This is a genomic window from Photorhabdus thracensis (assembly GCF_001010285.1).
GTDB lineage: Bacteria > Pseudomonadota > Gammaproteobacteria > Enterobacterales > Enterobacteriaceae > Photorhabdus > Photorhabdus temperata.
This window is the reverse complement of the sequence record NZ_CP011104.1, coordinates 4,753,471-4,778,521: the sequence shown is the minus strand read 5'-3', so window position 1 is coordinate 4,778,521 and position 25,051 is coordinate 4,753,471. Positions and strand designations below refer to the sequence as shown.

Genomic DNA, 25,051 nt, shown 5'->3' with positions numbered 1-25,051 from the left:
GAATTTATAAGTATGGTGCATCAATGCACCTAGTGTTTCAATGCATTATGAATTTTTTCTGCTAATGCATAGGAAATAGTCGGTATTTTTGCGATCTCTTCGACACTTGCGTTGCGTAAAGGCTGTAACCCCCCCATATATTTCAGTAACATTTGCCGGCGTTTTGGACCAACACCGGCAATAGATTCCAGCGTACTGGTTTTTCTCACTTTATCTCTCCGCTGGCGGTGCCCCGTTATCGCATGGCTATGTGATTCGTCACGGATATGTTGAATCACATGCAGGGCAGGTGAGTCCGGTGGCAGTGCCATACCTTCACCTTCTGCCGCGAAAAATAGCGTTTCAAGCCCGGCTTTGCGATCACTTCCTTTGGCAACGCCTATCAATTGAGGGCGTGTTTTGTCCCATTCAACATCAAGAGACTGGAATACATCTATTGCCTGAGCTAATTGTCCTTTACCGCCATCAATAAAAATAATGTCGGGAATTTTTGATTCATCCAATGCCTTTCCGTATCGACGGCGCAATACTTGATTCATGGCAGCGTAATCATCACCGGGTGTGATGCCACTAATATTATAGCGCCGATATTCAGAACGTAGTGGGCCATTACTGTCAAAAACAACACAAGATGCAACAGTTTGTTCCCCCATAGTGTGACTGATATCAAAACATTCCATTCTCTGAATTTTTGCCAACTGAACTAAATGGGCGAGAGATTCTAGTCTTTGGTGAATGGTGGATTGTTGAGATAAGCGGGTAACCAACGCTGTTGCTGCATTTGTCCGGGCGAGTTTCAGATAACGGGCCCTGTCTCCGCGAGGGCGGGTTTGAATATGAATTTTTCGACCAGATATTTCAGATAAAGAATCAGATAAAATATCTTTCTCTTGCAGAGCAAAATCCAGCAAAATTTCTGATGGTAAAGTCCGGTTTTGGCTGCCTTGTAAATAAAATTGACCAAGGAATGTTTGCACAATCTCGTCGGGTTTTGTCCCGGCCGGTATTTTAGGGTAATAACTTCGGCTCCCCAGTACTTTGCCCTGACGTATAAACAGGACATGCAGACAAGCCATGCCCGTTTCAAATGCAATGCTGATAACATCCAGGTCGTCGTCTGTGCCTGAAACAAATTGTCTCTCAGTGACCTGGCGAACGGTTTGAATTTGATCGCGATATCTTGCAGCATCTTCAAACTTCAGTTGCTGGCTGGCTTCTTCCATTCGGCTAATCAATTTGGTTAAAACTTGCTGATCTTTGCCTGAAAGGAACAGGCGAATATAATCAACTTGTTGTTGATATTCTTCTTCACTTACCAACCCGTTAACGCAAGGTCCAAGACATCGGCCAATTTGATATTGAAGGCATGGCCGGGAGCGATTGCGGTAGACACTGTCCTCACATTGCCGGATAGGAAAAAGTTTTTGCAGTAAGATTAATGATTCACGTACAGCATAAGAGTTTGGAAATGGGCCAAAGTATTCACCTTTAGAATGTTTAGCTCCCCGATACATTGCCAGCCGTGGGTGTTTATCTGCGCTGAGAAAAATATAAGGATAAGATTTGTCATCTCGCAGTAAAACGTTATATCGGGGCTGATAAAGCTTGATGTAATTATGTTCCAGTAACAACGCTTCGGTTTCTGTATGTGTGACAGTAACATCTATTTGAGCAATGTTTTTGACCAGCGATTCGGTTTTACGGCTGGCGATCTGCGCCCGAAAATAACTGGAAAGCCGCTTTTTTAAATCTTTAGCTTTACCGACATAAATAACCGTTCCCGAGGTGTCATACATACGATAAACACCAGGCTGACTGGTTACTGTTTTTAAAAATGCTTTTGAATCAAATTGTTCCGTCACTATTTAACAGACTCTCTGTGTCGAACAGCCCATAACGTATTGCCATATGTGTTAATTCTACATCACCGCTGATATTGAGTTTACTAAACATTCTATAGCGATAGCTATTGACGGTCTTTGGGCTGAGGTTAAGTTGTTCAGAGATATCACTCACTTTTTGTCCTTTTGTGATCATCAGCATAATCTGTAATTCACGATCAGACAGGCAACTTAGTGGATTATCTGTTTGTGGGTTAATTTGGCTAAGGGCCATCTGTTGTGCAATATCGGGTGCGATATAGCGCTGCCCGGCATTAACCGTACGAATCGCATTGACCATATCCTGAGGGGTAGAGGCTTTACTGAGATACCCTCTGGCACCTGCCTGCATCACTTTCATCGGTAATGGATTTTCAGTATAGATAGTCAACATAATTACCCGGACATCAGGATGGTAACGCAGGATTCTTTTTGTTGTCTCTAGGCCACCGATGCCTGGCATATTCATATCCATTAACACGATATCTACTTTATTCGTTCGGCACCATTTTATCGCGTCTTCACCACAATTGACTTCTCCTGTAACTGTTATCCCTTTCACGTCATCAAGAATACGTTTTACACCAACCCTGACCAATTCATGATCATCGACTAACAAAACATTTATCAAAAAAGTATCTCCAACTGGCCCTATGCTCATACATGAGCTTTCATTGATATTGCTTGTGAATTAAATTTGTTTCAGAAGAGTTAACTTCAGTAATCTATTTTTTGATTTTTAGTAAAAATTATATAAAACAATAGAATAGATAAATTATCGCAAAAATTCATCAGAAATGTGAATATTATACTTATATCTCTCAAAGACAAAAGAGAATTATCTTATATGGCAATATGTATTATTTATTTACAGCAATAACATCCCGCATATTCTGATTATCATAGAATTAATAACTGCACAAATATTTATAAAATAAATGATTTTAACAATTTGTTAACGTTTGTTTTTGTAGATATATTTACCAGATGTATAAAAATAGGGGATGGATTATGTGATATAATTATTATTTTCATAACGTAATTAATACTTAAGCAGGTAACGACTATGGATAACATTGATTTGGCTTCATCTTCCGATACCGAAATCCTGGCAACAGAAGTGATATGTTTAAAAATGTTGTTGGCTTCGGTTCTTAAAACGCTGGGGCAAGCTAATGCCGGGAAAGTTATACTGAATGTGGAGCGTGCTATTGCAGAAATGGACGATGAAAAACAAGCTAAGATATTTGAAAATACCATTCAGCAAATAAAAGCGTTATACCGGCAGTAAAATAGGTTTCAGGGGTTGATGTTATTGCCCCTGTACATGTCACTTTTGGCATACCTTAAAACGCGATAGAGAAAGGACAGGTAAGCAGGTGTGATAGGTGAAAAATCCTTAATCTATAATCGTTATTTTATCGTTATATACAGGATGATATATTGAATAAAGGTATTAATTGATTTTTTCTTTTGTGAGTAATGGGCTGGATCATCATTGATGACAAACAGTAATAAATTTATTATTATCATGATGATTGATTTTTACTTTTATAAGTGTTTTTTCTTTTTATCATTGTTTTCGTTTGGTTAAATAACTCATAGTAATTAACCGGATATAGAGTATACTAAATGTAGTAGTCTGGTTTGGTATGTAAATATAGGAGAGTGCATATGTACAAAACTATTTTAGTACCGGTAGATATTTCAGAAGATGAACTAACGAGTAAAGCTGTTAAGCATGCACTGTCTTTAGCTAAAGAAACGGGTGCGCAGCTCCATATACTTCATGTGTTGCCAATCTCATCGGCGATTGTTAATGCATATTCATTAGGATATGAGGAAATTAGGGATAAAGCGACAATTAAAGCAGAAGATGATTTAAAAGTGCTGCTTGATAAGATGGATATTCCTGATGATAAGCTATCCTATTCCATTGCATTTGGTTCACCAAGAGATGAAATAACCGCAACTGCTATAGAAATTAATGCTGATCTTATTGTTATTGGCTCAAGGAGACCTAATATCACAACGCATTTATTAGGGTCTAATGCAGCAGGCGTTGTCAAATACTCGAAAATATCTGTTTTGGTTATCAGGTAAGATAGCTGAAATTTAGAGCCTATCCCAGTAGGCGTAATTGTTGCAGACTGTTCTTGTGAATGGACAGTGAGCATAGACAGTGTTCAGAAAACCGGGGTGTATACAGAGTACGTGAGGAGTGATTCGCTCTTTTTGACAAAGTGGTAAATAAAATAGCCCTAATGGGATGGGCTCTTAATTGGATAAATTGGTAAGCTATCTTAGTATGGCTTACCATTAGTTAAAGCTGTTTAGTAAAGCTTGATCTGGCTTCATTTTCATTGAGATTGCATGTGACTGTGCAGAATTATTGCGGATGAAATAATTATGGAAAAATTTACTGATAAACTGATTCGTCTGGATCATTTTCTATGGCGAGTGGCGCGTTTTTACCTTATCGCCGCCACATTTTTCTTTATTGGAATAATTCCGGGTGTGCTGGGGTTTTACCTGATAGAAGAGCACTCATTTTCTGAGTCTTTGCTCAACGCCTTATCTATGCTTGGAGCACAGGGGTTAGATCCTGCCCCTGTTAGTTTGCCTGGTAAATATTTTATTGCGATATATGGGTTATTTCTGGAAAGTGTGTTCTTGATTACTTTAGGGCTTGTTGTAACACCTTTCATCCACCGGATATTACACAAATGGCATCTTGACGCTGAGTAATGAAAAATGAGTTATACAGTAATTTGTTTGATTTAGTTAAACAACTCACAGCAAATAATGGAATATTTTATATACTCATTGAAGTAGTTCGGTTTGGTATATAAATATAGGAGTGCATATGTACAAGACTATTTTAGTGCCGGTGGAAATTTCAGAAGATGAATTGACCGATAAAGCGATTGCACATGCAGAATATTTGGCTAAGTTGTCTGATGCCAATATACATCTTTTCCATTCCATTCCTGATGTACCGAGATTTTCAGTTAGTTATAGTTATCATTATGACTTGATCAACTCTTTTGCCAAGAAATCTATTGCAAGATCAGAAGAAGAACTGGCAAAAGTTGTTGAAAAAATAAACTTACCAAAAGAGCGGGTCTCTTTCTCTGTCGCTTTTGGATCACCAAGGGACAAAGTATTATCAACAGCAAATGAGATTAAAGCCGATTTAATTATCATTGGCTCCAGACGACCTAATATTTCGACGCATTTATTAGGTTCAAATGCTTCAGGAATTGTCGGATATGCGAATATTTCCGTTTTGGTAGTCAGGTGAGTTATTTATTTAGTAGTGAAAAGACTATCTTCTGTATTGTACCCATTGTTTAATATATATTGAGCTATTCAATACTTATGTGATAATCCGGTGCCTATATTCTGCACCGGATTTTTATATTTAAAAAAGAATGTTGAGTTTGTTCTGGAGATAATTGATTTTAAATTATCCGTGTTTTATCGAAAAGTTGATCCAATAGGGCAAATTCTATATTGAATATTGTGTTTAAAGTGAATGTGGTGTAAATATGTATAATAAATCAGCAGCTTATGTGGTTGTGTCAAAAATAAGCGTGATTTTCATTTATTAGCTATAGTTAATTCCAGTAAGGTGACTCTATTCGATAACTGGGTGAGGATAAAATATGTTAAAAAAACTAACGGCTGAATTGCTTGGGACATTCGTGCTGGTTTTTGGGGGATGTGGTAGTGCTGTATTAGCTGCTGGATTTCCTGAATTAGGTATTGGTTTTGTCGGTGTCTCTTTAGCATCTGGTTTAACCATTGTGGCGATGGTGTATGCAGTAGGGCATATTTCTGGTGGGCATTTTAATCCTGCGGTGACAATTGGCCTTTGGGCGGGGGGACGTTTTAGGGCCGCAGAAATTATTCCTTATATTATTTCTCAAGTTATAGGCGGTATTCTTGCGGCAGCTGTGTTGTATGTTATTGCCAGCGGACAGGCTGGTTTTGATGTGACAGCCAGTGGTTTTGCATCCAATGGTTATGGTGAGCATTCACCTGGTGGATTTTCACTTCAGTCAGCTATTATTGCTGAAGTTGTTTTGACGGCTATTTTCCTGATTGTCATTATTGGTGTAACAGATAAACGAGCCTATGCGGGTTTTGCGCCATTAGCAATAGGTTTGGCGTTGACTTTAATTCACTTGGTCAGTATTCCTGTTACAAACACCTCAGTTAACCCGGCACGAAGCACTGCTGTTGCTATATTCCAGAATACCTGGGCTTTAGAGCAGTTATGGCTATTCTGGGTTATGCCGATTATTGGCGGGATTGTGGGTGGTGTTGTCTACAGGTTACTGCTTGCTGAAAAACAATGATTTTTACTGATGGAGTTACTTTGCTTTAAGGCCACGCGATAGCGTGGCCTCTGTATATTGATTTGTACACTGTTTTAACCTACTGACCCGCGTGTAAACTCAAACATTTGCAGATTGATTTAATAATACTCAATTAATCACTGCTCAATAATGCAATAACCTTCCTTTTATGCTTGTTTTAACATCAATAATCTTTTGTCAGGTAAAATTAATGTGGTATCTCAACCTGCTTGTTAGATAGTTTTTCGTTTTAAAAGGAGCGTTTAGGAAGAAATGCAAATAAACAATGTTTGTCTTATAGGTCGATTATGAGGCAACATAAAAGGGAAAGATCAAAATGATATTTTGAATAAATAGGGTATGTCATTGAAACGAAAAGTTAATTTTTGGGCGATTTATATTGGGTGTTTCAGTTTAATTGTTTCCTCATCTTCTTTTGCTGCTCCGGCTACATTTGAACAAGCTAAAACTGAACTGCGTAACCATATCTATCATGATCAATTTAAATCAAAGACGGGAACATTGTATTGTGGCTGTCATTGGCAATGGACGGGGAAGAGTGGTGGGCGCGTCAATCTGTCTTCGTGTGGTTATCAAGTCAGGTCACAACAGAATCGGGACCGGGCCGAACGGATTGAATGGGAACATATTGTTCCTGCTTGGGTTTTTGGACATCAGCGGCAGTGTTGGCAAAAGGGAGGCAGGAAAAATTGTGTATCCTCAGATCCGGTTTTCAGGGCAATGGAATCTGATATGCATAATTTGTCTCCATCCATTGGCGAGGTTAACGGTGATCGCAGTAATTTCAGTTATGGAATGTTACCAAAGAATGAGCCGAATGATTATGGTGCTTGTACCAGTAAAGTCGATGCTAAATCTCGCACGTTCGAGCCGCGGGACGCAGTAAAAGGGCAAATTGCCCGGATCAATTTTTATATGCACGATCGTTATAATCTTTCTATGTCACGTCAGCAGCAGCAGTTATTCATGGCCTGGGATCGTCAATATCCACCAAGTCAATGGGAACGGAAGAGAGATAACCGAATTGCCGGCATTATGGGGCATCATAATCCTTTTGTTACCGGTGAGCGGAAATGGGAATTGTGGCATAAGAATTCAGCTATCGGTGTTCCACCAGCAGAGCAGAGAAAGGGGCAGGGAAAGAGTAATCAAACAGATATCCAGAAAAAACGGGTGTCATCTGATTCGTCACATACAGGATTAATCAAAGGTAATAACAATAGCAAAATTTATCATTTCTCCCATTGTTCAGGATATAAGGCGATTTTGGAGAAGAATGCTATTTATTTTCAAACAGAAGTTGAAGCAAAAAATGCTGGCTTCCGATTGGCTGGAAACTGTAAGAGTACTTAACAACACAGATAATTAACTATTGCTCTGTTGCCAGCAGTAGGCATTTTAATAAAATGGTTGCCATAGGGTGAAAAAGGATTATTTCAGATAGTGACTTTTTTACCGTATGGCAACCGAACACCGTAGTAAATAGATCAACAATTGCCAACAACAGCTATACTAATAAGTAATTAGCTTATATTAATGGATATTCATTATGGTCAGTATCAAGTCATACTATTCAATAAGTTAAAATTCCCATAAAAATAAACAGACAATACTGTCGATTATTTTTAATGGAAAATTCCTGGCTTATTTATCATAACGTAAAGATTGTCATTATATTGTCATGATGATTCGTTAGTTTTCATTAAACGGGAATAATTGCGAGTAACGCTAATGAACTGAAAGGAAATTACTATCTATTTGAAATAACGTATTTATTGTATCGGTGATATGACACCGTATTGGTGAAAACAACGATAAGGTGTTACTGCTATGAACAGACAGAAAGCGGTGATTAAATCACGCCGAGAGGCAAAACGGATGATGAAAAAGGATTTACGTCATCAACGTTACCGGGATGATGACAATGTGACTTCTTTGGTACAGCTTGGTGGCATAGAAGCCATAGGGATTGCGTTCGCTCTCAACTGTGCCGGAAAACGTTACTGGCTTACAGTGAACAACCACGTAGTGAATAATCCGCGAAAATACGCCGTTGAGGTTTTTTGCGTGTAGTCATAATAATCAAGGGGTTAAAGGACCGCCTTGGGGAAGAACATGAAGACAATGAGGTTGCTAGCAGTCTGTTGCTGATAGTCTTGTTGATAACCTTCATTGAGCACATTAAGCAGGTAACCTGGGCTGCTATGCCATTGGTGACCTAAGAGATAGTAAAGACAAATAATGATCAAGCCCCTTCATGATCAATCAATTGTCTTATCAACTTCTGTCGTCAGCGTTTCAAGACTAACAGGCGATAGTGGGATGCGAGGGGATGGTATTGCCCAATGTTTAATATCGTGGAGAATGGCGGAACAGATTTTTCCCTGGCAAGCCCCCATGCCGCACCGTGTTGCCATTTTTGCACTATTCCAATCCTGAAATGATTCAAGTTCTTCTAAACGCACGTCTTCACAACGGCAGATCAATGTATCGGGTGGAAGTGCCCGTGTGATCTCTTTATTCAATTTAAACGCCTGTGCCGCCGCTGTTGCAAAACGCCGCCATGTTATCCGTTTCTGCTGCCATTTTTCAGCTAATGCGTATTCACCACTCACTGCAAATCCGGCAATAAATCCTTCACAAAGTGCAAGCTCACTGCCGCCAATACCGGTACATTCTCCTGCGGCATAGACACCAGGTATAGTCGTCTGTTGCCACACATCTGCCTGAATATTTCCTTGTTCATCCAGCAAGCAACCAAGCAATTGCGCCAATTCCGTACTTGGTCTTAAACCAAAACCGCAAGCCAAACGTGTACAGGATAATTTCTGCTGCTGCCCTTTATTGCTGATATACACGCCAGTTAACCTTCCTTCTGCTGAGGTTTCCACTCCCAACACCATACTGTTTTTGTAATAATTTTTAAGTGGCATGAGAGTGATGGCTTGACGTAATTTTTTCGGCCAACGGATCAGTCGTAAGCCAAACGAGAATAAGCGGTGCGAAGGCGCTTGTTCAATGATGCCAACCACGTCCCCGCCCGCTTTTTTCACCGTCTCTGCAACTGCAAGCAAAAGCGGTCCGCTACCGGCAATAACAACACGCTCACCCGTCATGGGGAGACCATTTTTTATCAGTGCCTGTAATCCGCCAGCTCCTGTGACACCCGGTAATGTCCATCCAGGAAAAGGAAGTAATTTTTCTTTGGCTCCAGTACAAAGAATGATACGTTGGTAGTGAATAATTTGGTGCTTACCTACCGTTTCAACAATTACACATTGGCTGTCTGTTGCAATCACTTTACAACCCGGTAAATAGATCAATGCATCTTCTGATAGCACCGATAAATAACGTTTTGCCATCGGCGGTAATGCATGAAATGGCCCTTGACGCCAAATTTGTCCGCCGGCGCTGGGATTGTCATCAATCAGAATAACGAATTGTTGTCTCTGTACGGCGGCCTGTGCGGCAGCCAATCCCGCAGGTCCTGCACCAACAACTAGTACATCACAGCGCAGTACCGTAGAAGATGATGATGTTGCCATATTCAGATCCTCTCAACTTTCATACCCGTTTCACAAACGGTCTGGCAAGCTGCACGACGGCGACCATTAATCATCAAACGGCATTCTTGGCAGATCCCTATACCACAGAAAGGCGCTCTCAATTGATGTGATACAGACATACGGCAATGCTCATCACCGGTATAAGCCAGCGCCGCCGCAACAGTAATCCCCGCAGGAACTGTGATCATTTCCTCATCAATAAATAACGCAATAAATGGTGGTTTTTTGAGTGTCATGGCAACCTCTTTTAATAATCCGTGCTATTTGTTTGACGGGCCATAGGGGTAAAACGTGCAAGTTGGTAAGGTGATGGATCAATCTCTGTTTTTCTATTCAGCATCAATGCAGAAATAATTCTGGCGCTGCCCGGTGCCGTCGTCACCCCTAATCCTTCATGGCCCACAGCCAGCCATAGCCATTCATAATCGGGATGTTGTCCCAACAGCGGCAAGCCATCTGGAGTCGCAGCACGAAAGCCGGACCAGCAACGTAAGATATTCATCTGACCAATTTGAGGTAAAAAATGGAGTGCGCGTTGGAGCATAGAACGGAGTAGGGCGAGATCAATAGTGTGTTTTTCGTTATGAAACTGGCGTGAAGATCCAATTAAGAGCTGACCAGTAGGGCGGGCCTGGACGTTAAAAGCGGTTGACGTACCATCTGGGGCATGTGCACTGGCGCTATACCCTAATTCCACCAATTGATGTGTGATGCAGGTAGGGTAGCGATCTGTAATTGCCAATTGCCCTTTTTTAGGGACAATAGGTAATTCAGGTAACAGATGTGTGCTCCACAACCCATTTGCCAGCAATATTCTCGGTGCGCAATATTTTGTTCCATCACGCAACACAATGGTCTGAGGTTCTAAGGCGTGTACTTGCCCTTTAATGAACTGAATTTTTTCATTACAGGCAGCAAGAAACCAGTGTACGACATTTGGTGCATAGATAATCCCATCCCCTGGAACACATAAACCACCCGCGATTCCAGCTCTCACCATAGGCTCCATTTGATGAATCTGTGTCGCTGTCAGCGGAATATTCTCAATCCCATAGCTGGCAAGACGTGCGCTTTTTTCCTCAGCAAGTTTCATTTCATCTTCTGCACCCGCCAGCCAAAGCGTACCGCATCCACGCCATGCACAGTTTTCGGGCATATGTGGGGTGAATGTTCGCCATATATCTAATGAATAACTACTCAATGCCAATTCAGCAGGATTATCGTCCATACACACCAGATGCCCCATTCCTGCCTGTGTCGCCCCTTTACCGCCATCATCAATCACAGCAACGCTTAAACCATCCTGTACCAATTGATAAGCGCACGCGGTGCCAACGATACCCGCGCCAACGATGATGACGTCCGACATTTGAGGTGGGGTCATACACTGATCCCCCAGACGAAAGGATCGTTCTTCGCAATGATTAATTTGTTATCACCGTAAACATGTGCAGTTCCCCGGATCACAGGGGCAATTTTCTGACCAGCCCATTGATATTGGGCTTCAAAAACACTATCAATAATGCTGGATTGTCGCCAAACTTCACCTGGCTGCAATTTTCCATCCGCTGCCAGGCAGGCTAATTTGGCACTCGTTCCTGTGCCACAGGGTGAACGGTCATAGGATTTCCCCGGACATAACACAAAATTGCGGCTGTCAGCATTGTTATCAGGAGCAAACAATTCAATATGGTCGATACACTCGCCATTTTCGCCAGTAATCCCTGCTTGTTCTAGTGCCTGCCTAACGGCCCAACTGTATTGCGTGAGTTCATCAATATGATGGGTGGTTAACGAATAACCATGCTGACTGATCAGAAAAAACCAGTTTCCTCCCCAGGCAATGTCTCCGTTGACATCACCCACACCTGGCATATTCACGGTGACATTCTGCCGGTAACGATAAGAGAGGACATTATGAACAGACACCGCTCTATCCTCATGGAGCACTGCCTCCACAAGGCCAACAGGCGTCTCAATTTTATACTTGCCGGGGCGCAACCAGCCCAGATGATGGAGGGAGGCAATAAGGCCCATGGTACCATGACCACACATGCCCAAATACCCTGTGTTATTAAAGAAGATAACGCCTATATCGGCTTCAGGTGCCGCGGGCGGGCATAAGAGGGCACCTACCAACACATCATTCCCTTTGGGTTCAAGAATGAGAGCTTTGCGCCAGTGATCAAATTCGGCTTCAAAGCGTTGCCGTTGTTTAGCGACAGTTCCTTTGCCAAGAGATGGAAATCCCTCTATTACTGTGCGCGTGGGTTCTCCACCTGTGTGTGAATCAATGACGCGAACAATCTGATACTCATTTTTTTCTGCCATAAGCCCACCAAATTAACGTATTTTTAACAAATGGTGGCGTAATATTTCGCTTACCGCTTGATGAGTTTCATATCGCAACATGCTGAAATCAGCACAATGAAAAAATCCCTGAATTATTATTTGGACACCATGAAAAATAATAATTTAAAAATCAAATGGATAAATAAGAACGATAGGAATAACTTTCTGTGATAATTATCACATGAATATAAAATAATTCTTCTGAACATTGCGGATAAGTTGAATCTGATATTTATTTTGATCTTTTTAATCAAGATAAATAACCAAATACACGAGTTAAAAATCTTATTTTAATGATGATAGACTGGAGATATCGATGATGAATATAGCCCATGACAGCCTATACCAGCACAATGAAAAAAATGGCATTGGTACAAGTGACCATGATGTTTGTAATATTGAGTTTTTATCAACACTTTGTAGTGGGTTTGTTAATCACAAACCCAGTCACCTGCAAGATATTCTCAATGCGGTTGCCTTAATTACACCATTGCTGAATGCGATTCCCAGTGTGGTTTTCTTTATCAAAGATACCAAAGCACGTTACCTAATTGCGAATCTTACGCTGGCTACACGCTGCGGATTTAAATCGATCTCTTCGCTACTTGGTAAAACTTCCTCCGAGATCTTTCCTGCTCAGATGGGCAGTTGTTACACCGAACAAGATTTACGTGTATTACACCAAGGGGTAATTATCCAAAACCAACTGGAGCTCCATTTTTATCATGGACGCAAAACAGGTTGGTGCATGACATATAAATTGCCGTTGTATAATCAACATAATCAAATTATTGGTATGGCGGGAATTTCTCATGATCTGATGGAAGTTAAGGAAAACCATCCTGTGTACCAAAAACTGGCTATCGTTGATGATTATATTCGTGAACATTTTGATCGAACAATTCGTCTCAAAGAGCTGACGAATCTAACACATCTCTCGGTTGCTCAATTGGAACGTTACTGTAAACGCATTTTTCACCTGACGCCCCGGCAGATGATCCACAAAATCAGAATTGAAAAAGCGTCTGAATTGCTGGCGACAGAACTGCCTATCACAGATGTCGCTTTGCAATGTGGTTATACTGATCACAGTGCATTTACCCGGCAATTTAAGGCGTTAACTGGAATCACGCCCAGTGATTTTCGCCAGTCAATGGGCAGGAGTCATTTGCCGCTTTCCTGATATATCCGTCCTTATCGTGATCCAATTTGTCATTTTACCGCCACGATATTGGGTTAATTCATTTATTCAAGAACTTACTTGTAATCAGGAATTATCTGGCCCAGTAACAATCCCTCAGCTTTAAGTTTGTTATTCCTATTATGCTGATTTCGTCATTGTTCACTGCGAAAAGTGACAAGCTTCTTTTTGGCGAAATAGCCATTATTCAGTCAAAACCAATAAGTCACATTTTATTAACAAGATGAAAACAATTTGCATGTCAAATATCAATCAAAGGATAAGACCATGAGCAAGAAAAAGGTTAACTGGCATGGCGTTTTCCCGGCAGTAACAACCCAATTTAACCCCGATTTTTCCATTAATTTGGACGCCACTCATAAGGTCATGACAAACCTGATTAAAGATGGGGTTTCCGGTTTAGTTGTCAATGGTTCTGTGGGGGAAAACACTTCCCTGTCCATGAAGGAAAAGCGTGCTATCGTTGAACTCGCGGTGGATGTTACTGCTGGGAAAGTTCCTATTCTTTCGGGTATTGCGGAACTGACAACCGACAATGCGTGTAAAATGGTCTCTGAATGCCGCCAGGCAGGGGCTAATGGGGTGATGATTATGCCACCATTGGTTTATACGCCAACCCCTAAAGAAAACAGGGCATATTTCCGTACAATTGCCGCTTCTACCGATTTGCCCATCATGCTATATAACAACCCTCTGCTGTATAAAAATGATATTACGCCAGAAATGCTGATATCTCTGGCCGATTGCGAAAATATCGTTGCGTTTAAAGATTCATCAGGCAATACCCGACCTTTTAGTGATATTCCCAATGAAGCAGGCGATCGCTTCATTCTTTTTGCTGGTTTGGATGACGTCGTTTTAGAGTCAGTCGCCGTGGGCGCAGAAGGTTGGATTTCAGGCATGTCGAATGCCTTTCCGCGGGAAGGGGAGACTTTATTCCGTCTGGCTAAACAGAAACGTTATGAAGAAGCCCGGCAGTTATATCGCTGGTTTATGCCTTTGCTGCATCTGGATTTCCGTCCTGATTTGGTGCAATGCATCAAACTGTGTGAAGAAATGGTTGGCCGTGGCAGTGCGATTACCCGCCCACCACGTTTACCGCTTGAGGGGGAAATATTGGTTGAAGTACGCGCCATTGTAGAAAAAGCCCTCGCAAACCGTCCTTCGCTGCCTGATGTAGGCCTCTGAATTTTGATCCCTTTGGAGAAATCGCTATGTCAGTAACACATTCAGGTATGCAGTTTATTGGTGGTCACAGGCAAGCAGAGGGAGAACGTTGTTTACACAGCCGGCGAGCGGTGGATAATTCATCAATGGGTTATGTGTTTTATCAGGCTACAGTACATGAGGTCGATCTCGCTGTTCAAGCCGCCGCCGATGCATTTACACGTTATAGCCAAACATCATTAGAAGGACGTGCCGTTTTTTTAGATAAAATTGCGGATGAAATTGATGCTCTTGGCGATGATTTCATTGCCCTTGTATCGGAAGAAACGGCTCTGTCACCCGCCCGACTTCAGGGCGAACGGTCGAGAACGAGTGGGCAAATGAGGCTGTTTGCTACGTTGTTACGCCGTGGTGATATTCATGCTGCCCGCATTGATACTGCACAACCTGAGAGAAAACCGCTTCCTAGGGTTGATATTCGCCAGTGTTATATTCCTCTTGGCCCTATTGCGGTTTTCGGCGCCAGTAATTTTCCTTTGGCTTTTTCAACCGCGGGTGGTGACACCGCGTCAGCATTAGCGGCGGGCTGCTCCGTTGTTTTCAAAGCGCATAGCGGCCATATGGTCACCGCCGAAATCATCGCGCAAGCCATTGAGCGCGCTATTATAGCGACACAAATGCCCGCAGGTGTATTCAATATGATTTATGGCAATAGCGTGGGGGCGGATTTAGTCAAACACCCGATTATTCAGGCGGTTGGTTTTACCGGTTCACTCGCTGGCGGGCGTGCATTGTTCGATATGGCCATGCAGCGATCACAACCTATTCCGGTTTTTGCTGAAATGTCGAGTATCAACCCGGTCATTGCGCTGCCAAACGCTTTAATACAGCGGGGAAAACAAATTGCCCAAGAACTGGCAAATTCATTCACATTAGGTTGCGGTCAGTTTTGTACTAAACCGGGCATGATCCTGGGCATTTGTTCACCAGAATTTGATCAATTTATTACTCAATTAATGCAGGAAGTCATTCTTCGTCCGGCACAGTCAATGCTAAACCAAGGCACATTACTCAGTTACCAAAAAGGTATTCATAAACTGGATAATGAACCCTTAATGACACAGTTAGCCACTGGTGAACATCATGAAAATCAGGCAACTACGATGCTGTATTGTGCAGATATTGCTTTGTTGTTGAATAAAAATGCTCTGCTGCAAGAGGAGGTTTTTGGTCCTGTTATTATCGTGATTGAAGCTGAAAGCCAGCACCAGCTTTTAAGCGCAATTGACTGTTTGCAGGGACAGCTTACCGCGACCTTGATTGGTGAACACGATGAATTAGCTAATTCGCATGAACTCAGTCGACGATTACAGAACATCGCTGGCAGAGTGGTTGTCAACGGCTACCCAACAGGTGTTGAAGTATGTGATGCCATGGTTCATGGTGGGCCTTATCCAGCGACTTCAGATACGAGAGGGACTTCCGTTGGCACACTGGCTATTTGGCGTTTTCTGCGTCCGGTATGTCTCCAAAACTATCCCGAATCCTTACTTCCCCCAGCACTACAAAACCGTAATCCGTTAAATATTTCCCGATTAATCAATGGGGTAATGAGTAGGGAAGCATTGTAAATCAGTTTAATACTTGCATTGCTGCTAGTTATGCACATTGCGCCACTGTCACGAGAAATTACCCTGCTGGCATATATCAAATAAGAAACAGAAAAGAGCGAATAATTATGGCGCCATACGAAGAATCTCCACTGCCAAAATCCAATTCAGGGCAGGGAAAATTTAAGAAACAGTTAACACTTACGGATTTAACTTTCATCGGGTTAGGTGCTATTTTTGGCTCTGGCTGGTTATTTGCCGCCAGTCATGTGTCTGTTATTGCCGGGCCAGCAGGGATTTTTTCCTGGGTGATTGGTGGTATCGCTGTGCTCTTACTCGGCATTGTGTATTGTGAATTGGGCGCAGCTCTGCCGAAATCAGGTGGCATTATCCGTTATCCGATGTTTTCTCATGGTGAACTCATGGGATATTTAATGGGTTCTATCACCTTAATTGCGTTTTCCAGCCTTATCGCCATTGAAGTTGTCGCTGCCCGGCAATATGCGGCTGCGTGGTTCCCTTTTCTCAGTCAGCTTGGTTCTGGTGATCCGACTCTGGCAGGCTGGCTGGTTCAATTTATTTTATTAGCATTTTTCTTTTACCTTAATTACAACAGCGTGAAAACCTTTGCGAAATTCAACAATATTATTAGTATCTTCAAATTCATCGTTCCGCTGCTCGTTATTGCTATCCTTTTTAATTATTTCAATCCGAGTAATCTGCAAGTTCATGGATTCTCCCCGTTTGGGATCTCTGGTGTTGAAGCCGCGGTTTCAGCAGGAGGTATTATCTTTGCTTATCTTGGCTTGACGCCAATTATTTCTGTCGCCGGTGAAGTGGAAAAACCCCAAAAAACCATCCCTATTGCTCTTATTCTGTCTATTCTACTGTCTACGGTTATTTATGTTTTATTACAGTTAGCTTTTCTTGGCGGGATACCCTCTGATCTACTCTTTGGCGGCTGGAACCAAATTGGACAATATTTTTCACTGCCGTTTCGCGATATAGCTTTAATACTCGGGGCGGGATGGCTCGCTTTTTTGGTGGTATGTGATGCAGTGATCTCCCCAAGCGGCACTGGGAATATTTATATGAATGCGACTCCGCGCGTTATCTATGGCTGGGCAAAAAGTGGAACGTTATTTAACGTGTTTACCCATATCGATGAAAAATCGGGGATACCACGTCCTGCACTCTGGTTGACGTTTATTCTTTCTATTTTTTGGACATTACCTTTTCCTTCATGGGAAAAACTTATCAGTGTTGTTTCAGCGGCGTTAATCCTGAGCTACGCGTTAGCGCCAGTAACGGCCTCTGCCTTACGCCGTAATGCCAAAGAGATGAAACGTCCCTTTTATGTTAAAGGGTTTGTCATCATTGGCCCGCTCTCTTTTATTGTTTCCGCCTTCATTGTTTACTGGTCTGGTTGGAAAACCGTTTCCTGGCTGCTCGGATTACAAATTGTCTTGTTCTTCATCTACTTGTTATTCAAAAACAGAGTCCCTGTGGGCAAAGTGAGCCTGCGCCAACAGATAACCTCTGCCTTGTGGCTGATCGGTTTCTACAGTGCCATGATCATTCTGTCCTATTTAGGCACATTTGGCGGGAAAGGCATGATTCCTGCGCCCTGGGATATCGTTGCAGTGGCAGTGATGTCTTTGATTGCCTTTTATTGGGGAACCTTTAGCGCTCTGCCCAACGCTATTTTACCAACGGAGGATGAGGATTAGCGCAGGCGTTCGCTGGCAAGATGATAAACATCACTCCGTTCGCGTTTACCCACGGCAACAACGGCAATGATAAGACAGTCATCAATAACTTCATACACCAGACGGAAACCCGAAGTGCGCAACTTTATTTTATAACAGTTAGGCATTGCCCGAAGTTTTGCTGATGGTATGTGCGGGTTATCACAGCATTTTTTAAGTTTTTTTGCGAACTGCTGTTGTATTGCCCTATCTAGTTTTTCCCATTCTTTCGCCGCTTCCGCTCTGAACTTCACACGGTAACTCATAAGTACTTATCCAGATCTACGTCCACTAATGGCTGATGTTGGCGCTCTTTGACAAGGCGCGATAACTCCTGATCGTCCAGGGCATCAAGCAGTTTTTCGTATAATTCAGCTGGAACACAGTAAAAGGCCGGCTGATTGCGGTTCAGGATAGCGACGGGATAACCATCGCCCGCCTTTACAGTAGCCATTGGATTTTTCTTTAATTCACTAACACTTGCGCTTGTGTCGCTTAGAATAATGTTTGCCATATATCCTCACAATAAGACTTGTTAACAAGTCTCACTATAGGCAACAAAAGACCTGTTAACAAGTTCTTTCCGCTTTTCCGGCTTTAACTTTAACCGGCATTTGGTTGGTTTCGGTGCTGCACAGCTGGCAGATGAATATCTTTCTTTTAATTTATAATGTCCCTATCCCAATGGTTGTAGATCATTCTTGTGATATAGATCACACCGTCAAGATTCCTGAAAAAATCTCCCGGCGTGATCCTTTACCTATTATGACTGGCCGAAATTATGCACTAATCATAGCGCAAAGCTATCCATCACTTCATGGCGCAGCTCGTGATAACCTTCCTCATTAAAGCCATGTCTCCAGTAAGGGATGGCATATAACTGGTGGCGTTCATAACCTTTTTCACGGCGAACATAGCGACGAAGCGCTTTTACCATCTTATCTTCACCGGCAAGCCAGAAAGTGACATCTTCTGTTGGTAATGACCAGGATTTGAACGTGGATACCATCTTGTCGGTCACTTCAACCCCGCCGGTAATCCAGTGGATTGTTATTCCCGCCGGTTTTTTCAACTCCTGAATATCCTGTTCACTTTCGATACGAATAATCACCTGTCCGGCAGCGTCTGGTTTTATTGTTTCCAATAGCGCCGCAATTGCAGGCAGGGAACTTGAGTCACCAGCCATATAATAATTGCTGACTTTTGGCAGTAATGGATCAGGACCTCCGGGGTTAGTGATACCGATCCAGTCACCGATTTTGGCTCTGTGAGCAAATTCCACCGCTGGACCGCCATGGTCATGCAGTGCGAACTCAATATCGATCTCTTTTTGTTCGGAACGCAGAGCCCGAACGGTGTAAGCACGGGTAACCGGGCGTAGCTCTTTTGCCGGCCATATTGGGCCTTCTGGGGATAGAGTGGGTAAGATCGGTTTGATTTGTCCCGGAAGAGGTAAGAATATTTTTACCAGCCCACCTTCGCATTCAGTGGGATAAGTGTCCAGGTTTTCACTTTCGAAAGTAATGCTGCGCATATTGGGGGTTACGTCGAAAATTTTTTTTACCTGAACAAGCCTCGGTGGTGCAGGGCGGTAAATATTTTTCTCTTCAATTGTTTTATTAGCCACGTAAAATTCCTCTGGAAAATTTATCGAAGGTAATGATCTGATAAAGCAAAATGCAGTGTAACAGTAATTAACACAAATGCTAATCATTATCATTCAATAAGTTGCGCTGATGCCAGTAATTTGATTTATCTGTCTTTTTCAATCCAGTGATAATTGAATTTCTATTTCTGTACCACCATTTTTACGGTTTTTTATCTGTAATTGTCCACCGATGAGCGTGACTCTATCTTGTATAATAGCCAGTCCAAATCTGTTTTTATCAATTGCATTTAGATTGATGCCCCGGCCATTGTCACTGACAACAGTAATGATTTTGTCATCAATAGGATAAATACGAATACTGATCCAGTTTGCATTGGAATGCTTGTAGCAATTGTTTAAACACTCCCGGACGATTTGTATTAAATGTTTACAGTAACTGTCAGGGATGTGCTGATGTGTCAGACGGTAATTGAATTCAATATTGAAGCCCAGACGATGGTTAAACTCATTAACCAACATCTGTAAAGATTCTTGCAGATTACATTGAGGCTGTTCGTTCCTGAAGGTTGCCAATAATTCTCTTAGCTGGCGGTAAGCGATATTCAATTCATCCTTAATCATATTGAGCGAAGTTAAACTTTGCTTGGATAAGTTATCACTACCGATATACAGGCAATTAACCTGAATCTTAAGGAAAGAGAGCGATTGGGCAATTGAGTCGTGGAGTTCACGGGAAATAGCTGCTCTTTCTGCTGCCAAAATACTCTGATGGTGGCACTGGATTTGGTTTTCCCGTAACAGTTTATTCGTCATTAAGGCAACCACATTCTGAACCAGGCTTTTTTCATCGGGGGTCAAGTCACTATTTCTGTGTGTTTTTATCCAGAGTGTCCCATAGTTATCAATATTATCATTCAGATTCCACCTCATAATCAGAGGCATATCGAAATAGGGGCACTGGTGGGGATTGCGGAAGAAATATTCTTGTTGCGATGGATAAAAGATGATTTTGGCTTCACAGAAAGGGATCAGGCGATTGAGATGAGAAAAAATCTCCTGTAGCTTTTCAGGAAGAAGTTTACAGTTTTGTAGTTTGAAATGGCTTTGACAGAGGAAATCCAAATAGCCATTTTTTTGTTTCAGTGCGTTAATCTCTGCTTTGTATCTTGAATGTTGCCATTCTTTGACAGGAACAGAGTTATGCACTACTTTTATCAGGAAATATACATTTGTAATGCTTAACATTATCAGCAACGGTAGAATTAAATCTTGAATAGACGGTTTATTGATCAATAACAGTATAAAAAGTAAAAATAAATTTATAATAGAGTTGATTACAAACAACTTTTGGTTTGTGAAGAGAGAGTTATTTGAACTTGTTTTCATCAGGTTAAGATTCCGTTCTGCAATACTGATGAAAACTTTAGCTCAATTTATTAAATAGTGTTAACAATTACTTTAATTTCATGCCTGCTGCTGTCATCAGAAGGCGAAATAGTGTGGAGACAGCAAAAAGAGCCATCACACCGCAAAGCCAGATTACTGCCATCCAGCCTATCCGTTTCCATACGGAAGGGCGTTGGATGTTTTGATCAGTGGTAGCCTTGTTCATGGTTCACTTTCCCCCGGAAAACGTAGTAGCTCCAATAGGTATAAACCAGGATCACTGGGATGATCAGCAGGGCGCCGACCAGCATAAAACCTAAACTTTGTGGTGGTGCTGCGGCTGCTTCATAGCTGATAGCCGGTGGGATCAGGTTCGGCCAGATACTGATACCCAATCCACTGTAGCCAAGGAAAACCAGCAACAGCGCTAACAGAAACGGTGTGTAATGGGTTTTGCGTTTGATAGAACGCAATAATTTCCAGCCCGACCATGCCACTAACAGTGGAACAGGAAGGAAGAACAATAAATTAGGTAAACTGAACCAACGTTCTGCAATTGCCGGATGGATTAATGGTGTCCACAAACTGATAATCATAATGACAGCCAGCATCAGAAGAATGAGTGGGCGGGCTACACGGTACATCGCCTGTTGCAGATGGCCTTCGGTTTTCATAATCAGCCAGCCGCAGCCTAACAGGGCGTAAGCAACGACAAGCCCAAAGCCACAGAACAGCGGGAAAGGTGAGAACCAGTCAAAATAGCCACCTGCATAAGCCCGGTTTTCAACAGGGAACCCCTGAATAAAGGCGCCGACCACAACCCCCTGAACGAACGTGGCAATCACAGAACCACCGATAAAGGCTTTATCCCAGATATGACGATGTTCAGGCGCGGATTTGAAACGAAACTCAAAGGCGACGCCACGGAATATCAGGCCAAATAACATTAATGTCAAGGGGATCGTCAGTGCATCAAGTATAACGGCATAAGCCAGAGGAAAAGCACCGAATAAACCTGCACCTCCAAGTACCAGCCAGGTTTCGTTACCATCCCAGACGGGGGCGACACTGTTCATCATTAAATCACGGTCGCTGTCGCTTTTAATTGTGGGATAGAGCAGTCCAATCCCAAGATCAAAACCATCCATGACAATGTACATCATGGTGCTGAACACAATGATGATGAACCAGATTAACGGCAGATCAATACCCATTTTTGAACTCCTTTTTGGGACCTTTGCGGATAAGTTTCATCATATAGGCGTAACCCACACCAAATACCGAGCTATAAACCACGATAAACAGCAACAGGCTGATGCTCATATGTATCTCACCATGTGCGGATACAGCGTCTTTGGTACGTAACAGACCATAAACCACCCACGGTTGACGGCCTATTTCTGTGGTAAACCAGCCGGCAAGAATGGCGATCAGGCCGGAAGGCGCCATCAAGAACATAAAACGCAGGAAGGGTTTTGATTGGTAAAGCTGTTGCTTATAGCGTAGCCAGAGTCCCCAGCAGCCGGCAATTATCATCAGCATACCCAGGCCGACCATCACTCTGAATGACCAGAAAACCATCAGGGCGTTTGGTCTGTCTTCCGGTGGAAACTCTTTAAGAGCAGGAACCTGCTTATCGATGCTGTGCGTCAAAATCAGACTGGCGAGATAAGGAATCTCCACGGCATAACGCGTCTCTTCCCGTTCCATATCAGGAATACCAAACAGGATCAGCGGAGTTGCTTCGCCGGGACGATTTTCCCAATGGCCTTCCATTGCCGCGATTTTGGCGGGTTGATGCTTGAGTGTGTTAAGACCGTGAGCATCACCAATCAACGCCTGCAAAGGAGCAATAATCAGGATCATCCACATCGACATGGATAGCATTTTTTTCATTGCTGTCGAGTCATTGCCTTTTAATAAATGCCATGCCGCTGAAGCTGCAACAAAGAATGCTGAGGCAAGGAATGCCGCAGTACACATGTGAGCCAGACGGTATGGAAAGGAGGGATTAAATATAACTGCCAGCCAGTCGACGGGGACGACCTGATTATTGATAATTTCATGGCCCTGTGGGGTTTGCATCCAGCTATTGGAAGCCAGTATCCAAAAGGTGGATATCAGAGTACCTAGCGCAACCATACAGGTAGCGAAAAAATGTAACTTTTCACCCACTCGGTTCCAGCCAAATAACATCACACCAAGAAAGCCCGCTTCAAGAAAGAACGCGGTCAGCACTTCGTAAGTCAGCAAGGGGCCGGTGATCGAACCGGCAAACTCGGAGAAAAAACTCCAGTTGGTGCCGAACTGATAAGCCATAACCAGGCCGGAAACCACTCCCATGCCGAAGTTAACTGCAAAAATTTTCGACCAGAAGTGATATAACTCTTTGTAATCGCTATGACGGGTTTTCAGCCATAATCCTTCCAGTGCCGCTAAAAAACTTGCCAGCCCAATCGTGATTGCTGGAAAGATAATGTGAAAGGAGACAGTAAAAGCGAACTGAATTCTGGCCAGTTCCAGAGCACTTAAGCCAAACATAGTGACCTCTTATTTTTAGTTTGAACAAAGGCAGGAAATGTGTGTGGGTAAGTAGAACATGAAAAAAATAACTATAATAGTGACAGTTTTCTGTATATTGACTATAACAGTTTTCACGGAGGTCTGAACTTATGAAGCGTTATGAACAATTTGCCAAGCAAATTCTGCAACATATTGAAGATGGTACCTGGCTGGTAGGAGATAGACTACCTTCTTTGAGAGAGTCAGTGAAATTATCGGGTTTGAGTTTGATGACAGTTGTTCAGTCGTATCAGTTATTGGAAAGTCAGGGATGGATCATTTCCCGGCCTCAATCTGGTTATTATGTCACCAAGCGTTTACAACCATTTGCGGCGGCGAAAGGGGGAAAGCGATTACATCTGAGCGAAAGCGTGGAAATAAGTGCTTCTATTTTTGATGTATTACAAGCGTGCAAAGATCCTTCGATTATTCCTTTTGGTTCAGCATTCCCGGATCCATCCTTATTGATTCAGCCTAAACTTACCAAAGCGTTAGCGGCAGTCGCCAGGCGAATAGCGCCGCACAGCTCTTTAGCCAACTTACCACCGGGTAACGATAAGTTACGCCGTAACATATCGCGCCGCTACGCGATGCATGGTATTCATGTTTCTCCTGATGAAATTGTGATTACCGCCGGGGCGATGGAATCATTGAGTTTCAGTTTGCAGTCAGTGACTGAACCGGGTGATTGGGTGGTCATTGAATCGCCGGCTTTCTATGGGGCTTTGCAGGCAATTGAGCGTTTACGCTTAAAAGCGGTGGCAATAAAAACCGATCCGCAACACGGTATTGATTTAGATGCGTTGGAGGAGGTGCTGCAAAAATATCCGGTAAAAGCTTGCTGGTTAATGACTCACTTCCAGAATCCATTAGGCGGAACGATGTCTGCCGACAATAAATCACGATTGGTGAATATCCTTAACAGTAACCAAGTGGTGCTGATTGAAGATGATGTATATGGTGAACTCTATTTCGATCAGCAACGGCCTGTACCGGCGAAAGTTTTGGACAGTGAGAGCAACTTTATGCATTGCTCTTCGTTTTCTAAATGCCTGGCGCCGGGATTCCGAGTAGGTTGGGTCGCGGCCGGAAAGCACGCAAAAAAAATCCAGCAGCTGCAAATGATGAGTACTGTTTCTGCCAGCATACCGACGCAACTGGCTATTGCCGATTATCTTGCTGAAGGGGGATACGATAAACATTTACGCCGTCTTCGCCGTGTATTGGAGCAACGTCAACACCAAATGCTACGGGCGATTGGTGACTATATGCCTGCGTCAGTGAAAGTGAATCGCCCGAAAGGCGGGTATTTCCTCTGGCTGGAATTTGAGCCGCTGTTCAGTGCCGAGCGGCTTTATCAACTGGCATTAGCGGAAAGGATCAGTATTGCGCCTGGCAGCATGTTTTGTACCAGCCAACAGTTTAACCATGCCTTTCGTCTTAATGTCTCTTTTGATTGGAATGAGGAAATGGAACGTGCTATGCAGACTTTAGGTCATCTTTGTCATACTTTATTGGTTGAATGTGGGTAATAACTATAACGTATTGGCCGGATGGCTAAGGTGAAATTTAGATATAGAGTGCT

At 42.7% G+C, this 25,051-nt stretch carries 24 protein-coding genes and 1 pseudogene; 12 read left to right on the top strand and 13 right to left on the bottom strand.

What is annotated here, in order from left to right:
• Nucleotides 1-29 precede the first annotated feature (29 nt).
• Both uvrC and uvrY read right to left on the bottom strand, forming a co-directional pair.
• Nucleotides 30-1,862, bottom strand: a complete 1,833-nt coding sequence (uvrC, locus tag VY86_RS20810; protein ID WP_046976400.1) for an excinuclease ABC subunit UvrC — start codon at nucleotides 1,860-1,862, stop codon at nucleotides 30-32.
• Nucleotides 1,846-2,511 carry a UvrY/SirA/GacA family response regulator transcription factor gene (gene uvrY, locus VY86_RS20805; RefSeq protein ID WP_046977011.1) on the bottom strand — a complete coding sequence of 222 codons (666 nt, stop codon included), beginning with the start codon at nucleotides 2,509-2,511 and terminating at the stop codon, nucleotides 1,846-1,848. Before uvrY ends, uvrC begins: the two co-directional genes overlap by 17 nt.
• 435 nt (nucleotides 2,512-2,946) lie before the next feature.
• Here uvrY and VY86_RS20800 point away from each other — a divergent pair, with 435 nt between their 5' ends.
• From VY86_RS20800 to VY86_RS23775, 7 genes and pseudogenes are all read left to right on the top strand, one after another.
• Entirely contained in the window at nucleotides 2,947-3,171 is a 225-nt protein-coding gene (locus VY86_RS20800) for a DUF2594 family protein (protein ID WP_046976399.1), read from the top strand.
• 383 nt (nucleotides 3,172-3,554) lie between these two features.
• A complete protein-coding gene (locus VY86_RS20795; protein ID WP_021325149.1) occupies nucleotides 3,555-3,983 on the top strand; it encodes a universal stress protein in 429 nt (142 codons plus the stop codon).
• Between the two features lie 306 nt (nucleotides 3,984-4,289).
• Nucleotides 4,290-4,628 carry a hypothetical protein gene (locus VY86_RS20790; RefSeq protein ID WP_046976398.1) on the top strand — a complete coding sequence of 113 codons (339 nt, stop codon included), beginning with the start codon at nucleotides 4,290-4,292 and terminating at the stop codon, nucleotides 4,626-4,628.
• A 118-nt stretch (nucleotides 4,629-4,746) separates the two neighbouring features.
• Complete coding sequence (locus VY86_RS20785) at nucleotides 4,747-5,184, top strand: universal stress protein (RefSeq protein WP_023044257.1); 438 nt, start codon at nucleotides 4,747-4,749, stop codon at nucleotides 5,182-5,184.
• 364 nt (nucleotides 5,185-5,548) lie between these two features.
• Nucleotides 5,549-6,244, top strand: a complete 696-nt coding sequence (gene aqpZ / locus VY86_RS20780; protein WP_046976397.1) for an aquaporin Z — start codon at nucleotides 5,549-5,551, stop codon at nucleotides 6,242-6,244.
• 366 nt (nucleotides 6,245-6,610) lie between these two features.
• Complete coding sequence (locus VY86_RS20775; RefSeq protein ID WP_046977010.1) at nucleotides 6,611-7,618, top strand: endonuclease; 1,008 nt, start codon at nucleotides 6,611-6,613, stop codon at nucleotides 7,616-7,618.
• A gap of 477 nt (nucleotides 7,619-8,095) precedes the next feature.
• Nucleotides 8,096-8,239: pseudogene (locus VY86_RS23775) on the top strand (phosphate starvation-inducible protein PhoH); the annotation flags it as partial.
• Nucleotides 8,240-8,526: 287 nt separating this feature from the next.
• On the opposite strand, the gene VY86_RS20765 reads toward VY86_RS23775, so the two are convergent.
• From VY86_RS20765 to VY86_RS20750, 4 genes are read right to left on the bottom strand one after another with little or no spacing between them, the layout of a single operon-like run.
• Nucleotides 8,527-9,810: an FAD-dependent oxidoreductase gene (locus tag VY86_RS20765; protein WP_046976395.1), complete on the bottom strand. Its 1,284-nt coding sequence runs from the start codon at nucleotides 9,808-9,810 to the stop codon at nucleotides 8,527-8,529.
• 2 nt (nucleotides 9,811-9,812) lie between these two features.
• Complete coding sequence (locus VY86_RS20760; RefSeq protein WP_046976394.1) at nucleotides 9,813-10,067, bottom strand: (2Fe-2S)-binding protein; 255 nt, start codon at nucleotides 10,065-10,067, stop codon at nucleotides 9,813-9,815.
• Nucleotides 10,068-10,078: 11 nt separating this feature from the next.
• Nucleotides 10,079-11,215, bottom strand: a complete 1,137-nt coding sequence (locus tag VY86_RS20755; protein ID WP_046976393.1) for an NAD(P)/FAD-dependent oxidoreductase — start codon at nucleotides 11,213-11,215, stop codon at nucleotides 10,079-10,081.
• Complete coding sequence (locus VY86_RS20750; RefSeq protein ID WP_046976392.1) at nucleotides 11,212-12,162, bottom strand: 4-hydroxyproline epimerase; 951 nt, start codon at nucleotides 12,160-12,162, stop codon at nucleotides 11,212-11,214. The genes VY86_RS20755 and VY86_RS20750 overlap by 4 nt, the downstream gene beginning before the upstream one ends.
• A gap of 340 nt (nucleotides 12,163-12,502) precedes the next feature.
• Between VY86_RS20750 and VY86_RS20745 the strand changes: the two genes are divergently transcribed.
• From VY86_RS20745 to VY86_RS20730, 4 genes are all read left to right on the top strand, one after another.
• Nucleotides 12,503-13,366, top strand: a complete 864-nt coding sequence (locus VY86_RS20745; protein ID WP_046977009.1) for an AraC family transcriptional regulator — start codon at nucleotides 12,503-12,505, stop codon at nucleotides 13,364-13,366.
• 285 nt (nucleotides 13,367-13,651) lie between these two features.
• On the top strand, nucleotides 13,652-14,572 hold the full coding sequence (locus VY86_RS20740) for a dihydrodipicolinate synthase family protein (RefSeq protein ID WP_046976391.1): 921 nt from the start codon (nucleotides 13,652-13,654) through the stop codon (nucleotides 14,570-14,572).
• A 26-nt stretch (nucleotides 14,573-14,598) separates the two neighbouring features.
• A complete protein-coding gene (locus VY86_RS20735; RefSeq protein WP_046976390.1) occupies nucleotides 14,599-16,182 on the top strand; it encodes an aldehyde dehydrogenase (NADP(+)) in 1,584 nt (527 codons plus the stop codon).
• A 107-nt stretch (nucleotides 16,183-16,289) separates the two neighbouring features.
• A complete protein-coding gene (locus tag VY86_RS20730; protein WP_046976389.1) occupies nucleotides 16,290-17,891 on the top strand; it encodes an APC family permease in 1,602 nt (533 codons plus the stop codon).
• On the opposite strand, the gene VY86_RS20725 is transcribed toward VY86_RS20730, so the two are convergent.
• The 7 genes from VY86_RS20725 to VY86_RS20700 all read right to left on the bottom strand — a co-directional run bounded on the left by VY86_RS20725 (nucleotide 17,888) and on the right by VY86_RS20700 (nucleotide 23,445).
• Complete coding sequence (locus VY86_RS20725; protein WP_046976388.1) at nucleotides 17,888-18,175, bottom strand: type II toxin-antitoxin system RelE family toxin; 288 nt, start codon at nucleotides 18,173-18,175, stop codon at nucleotides 17,888-17,890. The genes VY86_RS20730 and VY86_RS20725 overlap by 4 nt on opposite strands.
• Entirely contained in the window at nucleotides 18,172-18,423 is a 252-nt protein-coding gene (locus VY86_RS20720) for a type II toxin-antitoxin system Phd/YefM family antitoxin (RefSeq protein WP_046976387.1), read from the bottom strand. Before VY86_RS20720 ends, VY86_RS20725 begins: the two co-directional genes overlap by 4 nt.
• Nucleotides 18,424-18,699: 276 nt before the next feature.
• Nucleotides 18,700-19,536, bottom strand: a complete 837-nt coding sequence (locus tag VY86_RS20715) for a siderophore-interacting protein (RefSeq protein WP_046976386.1) — start codon at nucleotides 19,534-19,536, stop codon at nucleotides 18,700-18,702.
• 138 nt (nucleotides 19,537-19,674) lie between these two features.
• A complete protein-coding gene (locus VY86_RS20710) occupies nucleotides 19,675-20,763 on the bottom strand; it encodes a histidine kinase (protein ID WP_238591516.1) in 1,089 nt (362 codons plus the stop codon).
• A gap of 208 nt (nucleotides 20,764-20,971) precedes the next feature.
• A complete protein-coding gene (locus VY86_RS23770; protein ID WP_071881058.1) occupies nucleotides 20,972-21,130 on the bottom strand; it encodes a DUF2474 domain-containing protein in 159 nt (52 codons plus the stop codon).
• Nucleotides 21,111-22,118, bottom strand: coding sequence for a cytochrome d ubiquinol oxidase subunit II (cydB, locus tag VY86_RS20705; protein ID WP_046976384.1), 1,008 nt, complete (start codon nucleotides 22,116-22,118; stop codon nucleotides 21,111-21,113). Before cydB ends, VY86_RS23770 begins: the two co-directional genes overlap by 20 nt.
• Nucleotides 22,108-23,445, bottom strand: a complete 1,338-nt coding sequence (locus VY86_RS20700) for a cytochrome ubiquinol oxidase subunit I (protein WP_046976383.1) — start codon at nucleotides 23,443-23,445, stop codon at nucleotides 22,108-22,110. Before VY86_RS20700 ends, cydB begins: the two co-directional genes overlap by 11 nt.
• A 131-nt stretch (nucleotides 23,446-23,576) precedes the next feature.
• Between VY86_RS20700 and VY86_RS20695 the strand changes: the two genes are divergently transcribed.
• Nucleotides 23,577-24,998: an aminotransferase-like domain-containing protein gene (locus VY86_RS20695; RefSeq protein WP_046976382.1), complete on the top strand. Its 1,422-nt coding sequence runs from the start codon at nucleotides 23,577-23,579 to the stop codon at nucleotides 24,996-24,998.
• The last annotated feature ends 53 nt before the right edge of the window (nucleotides 24,999-25,051 follow it).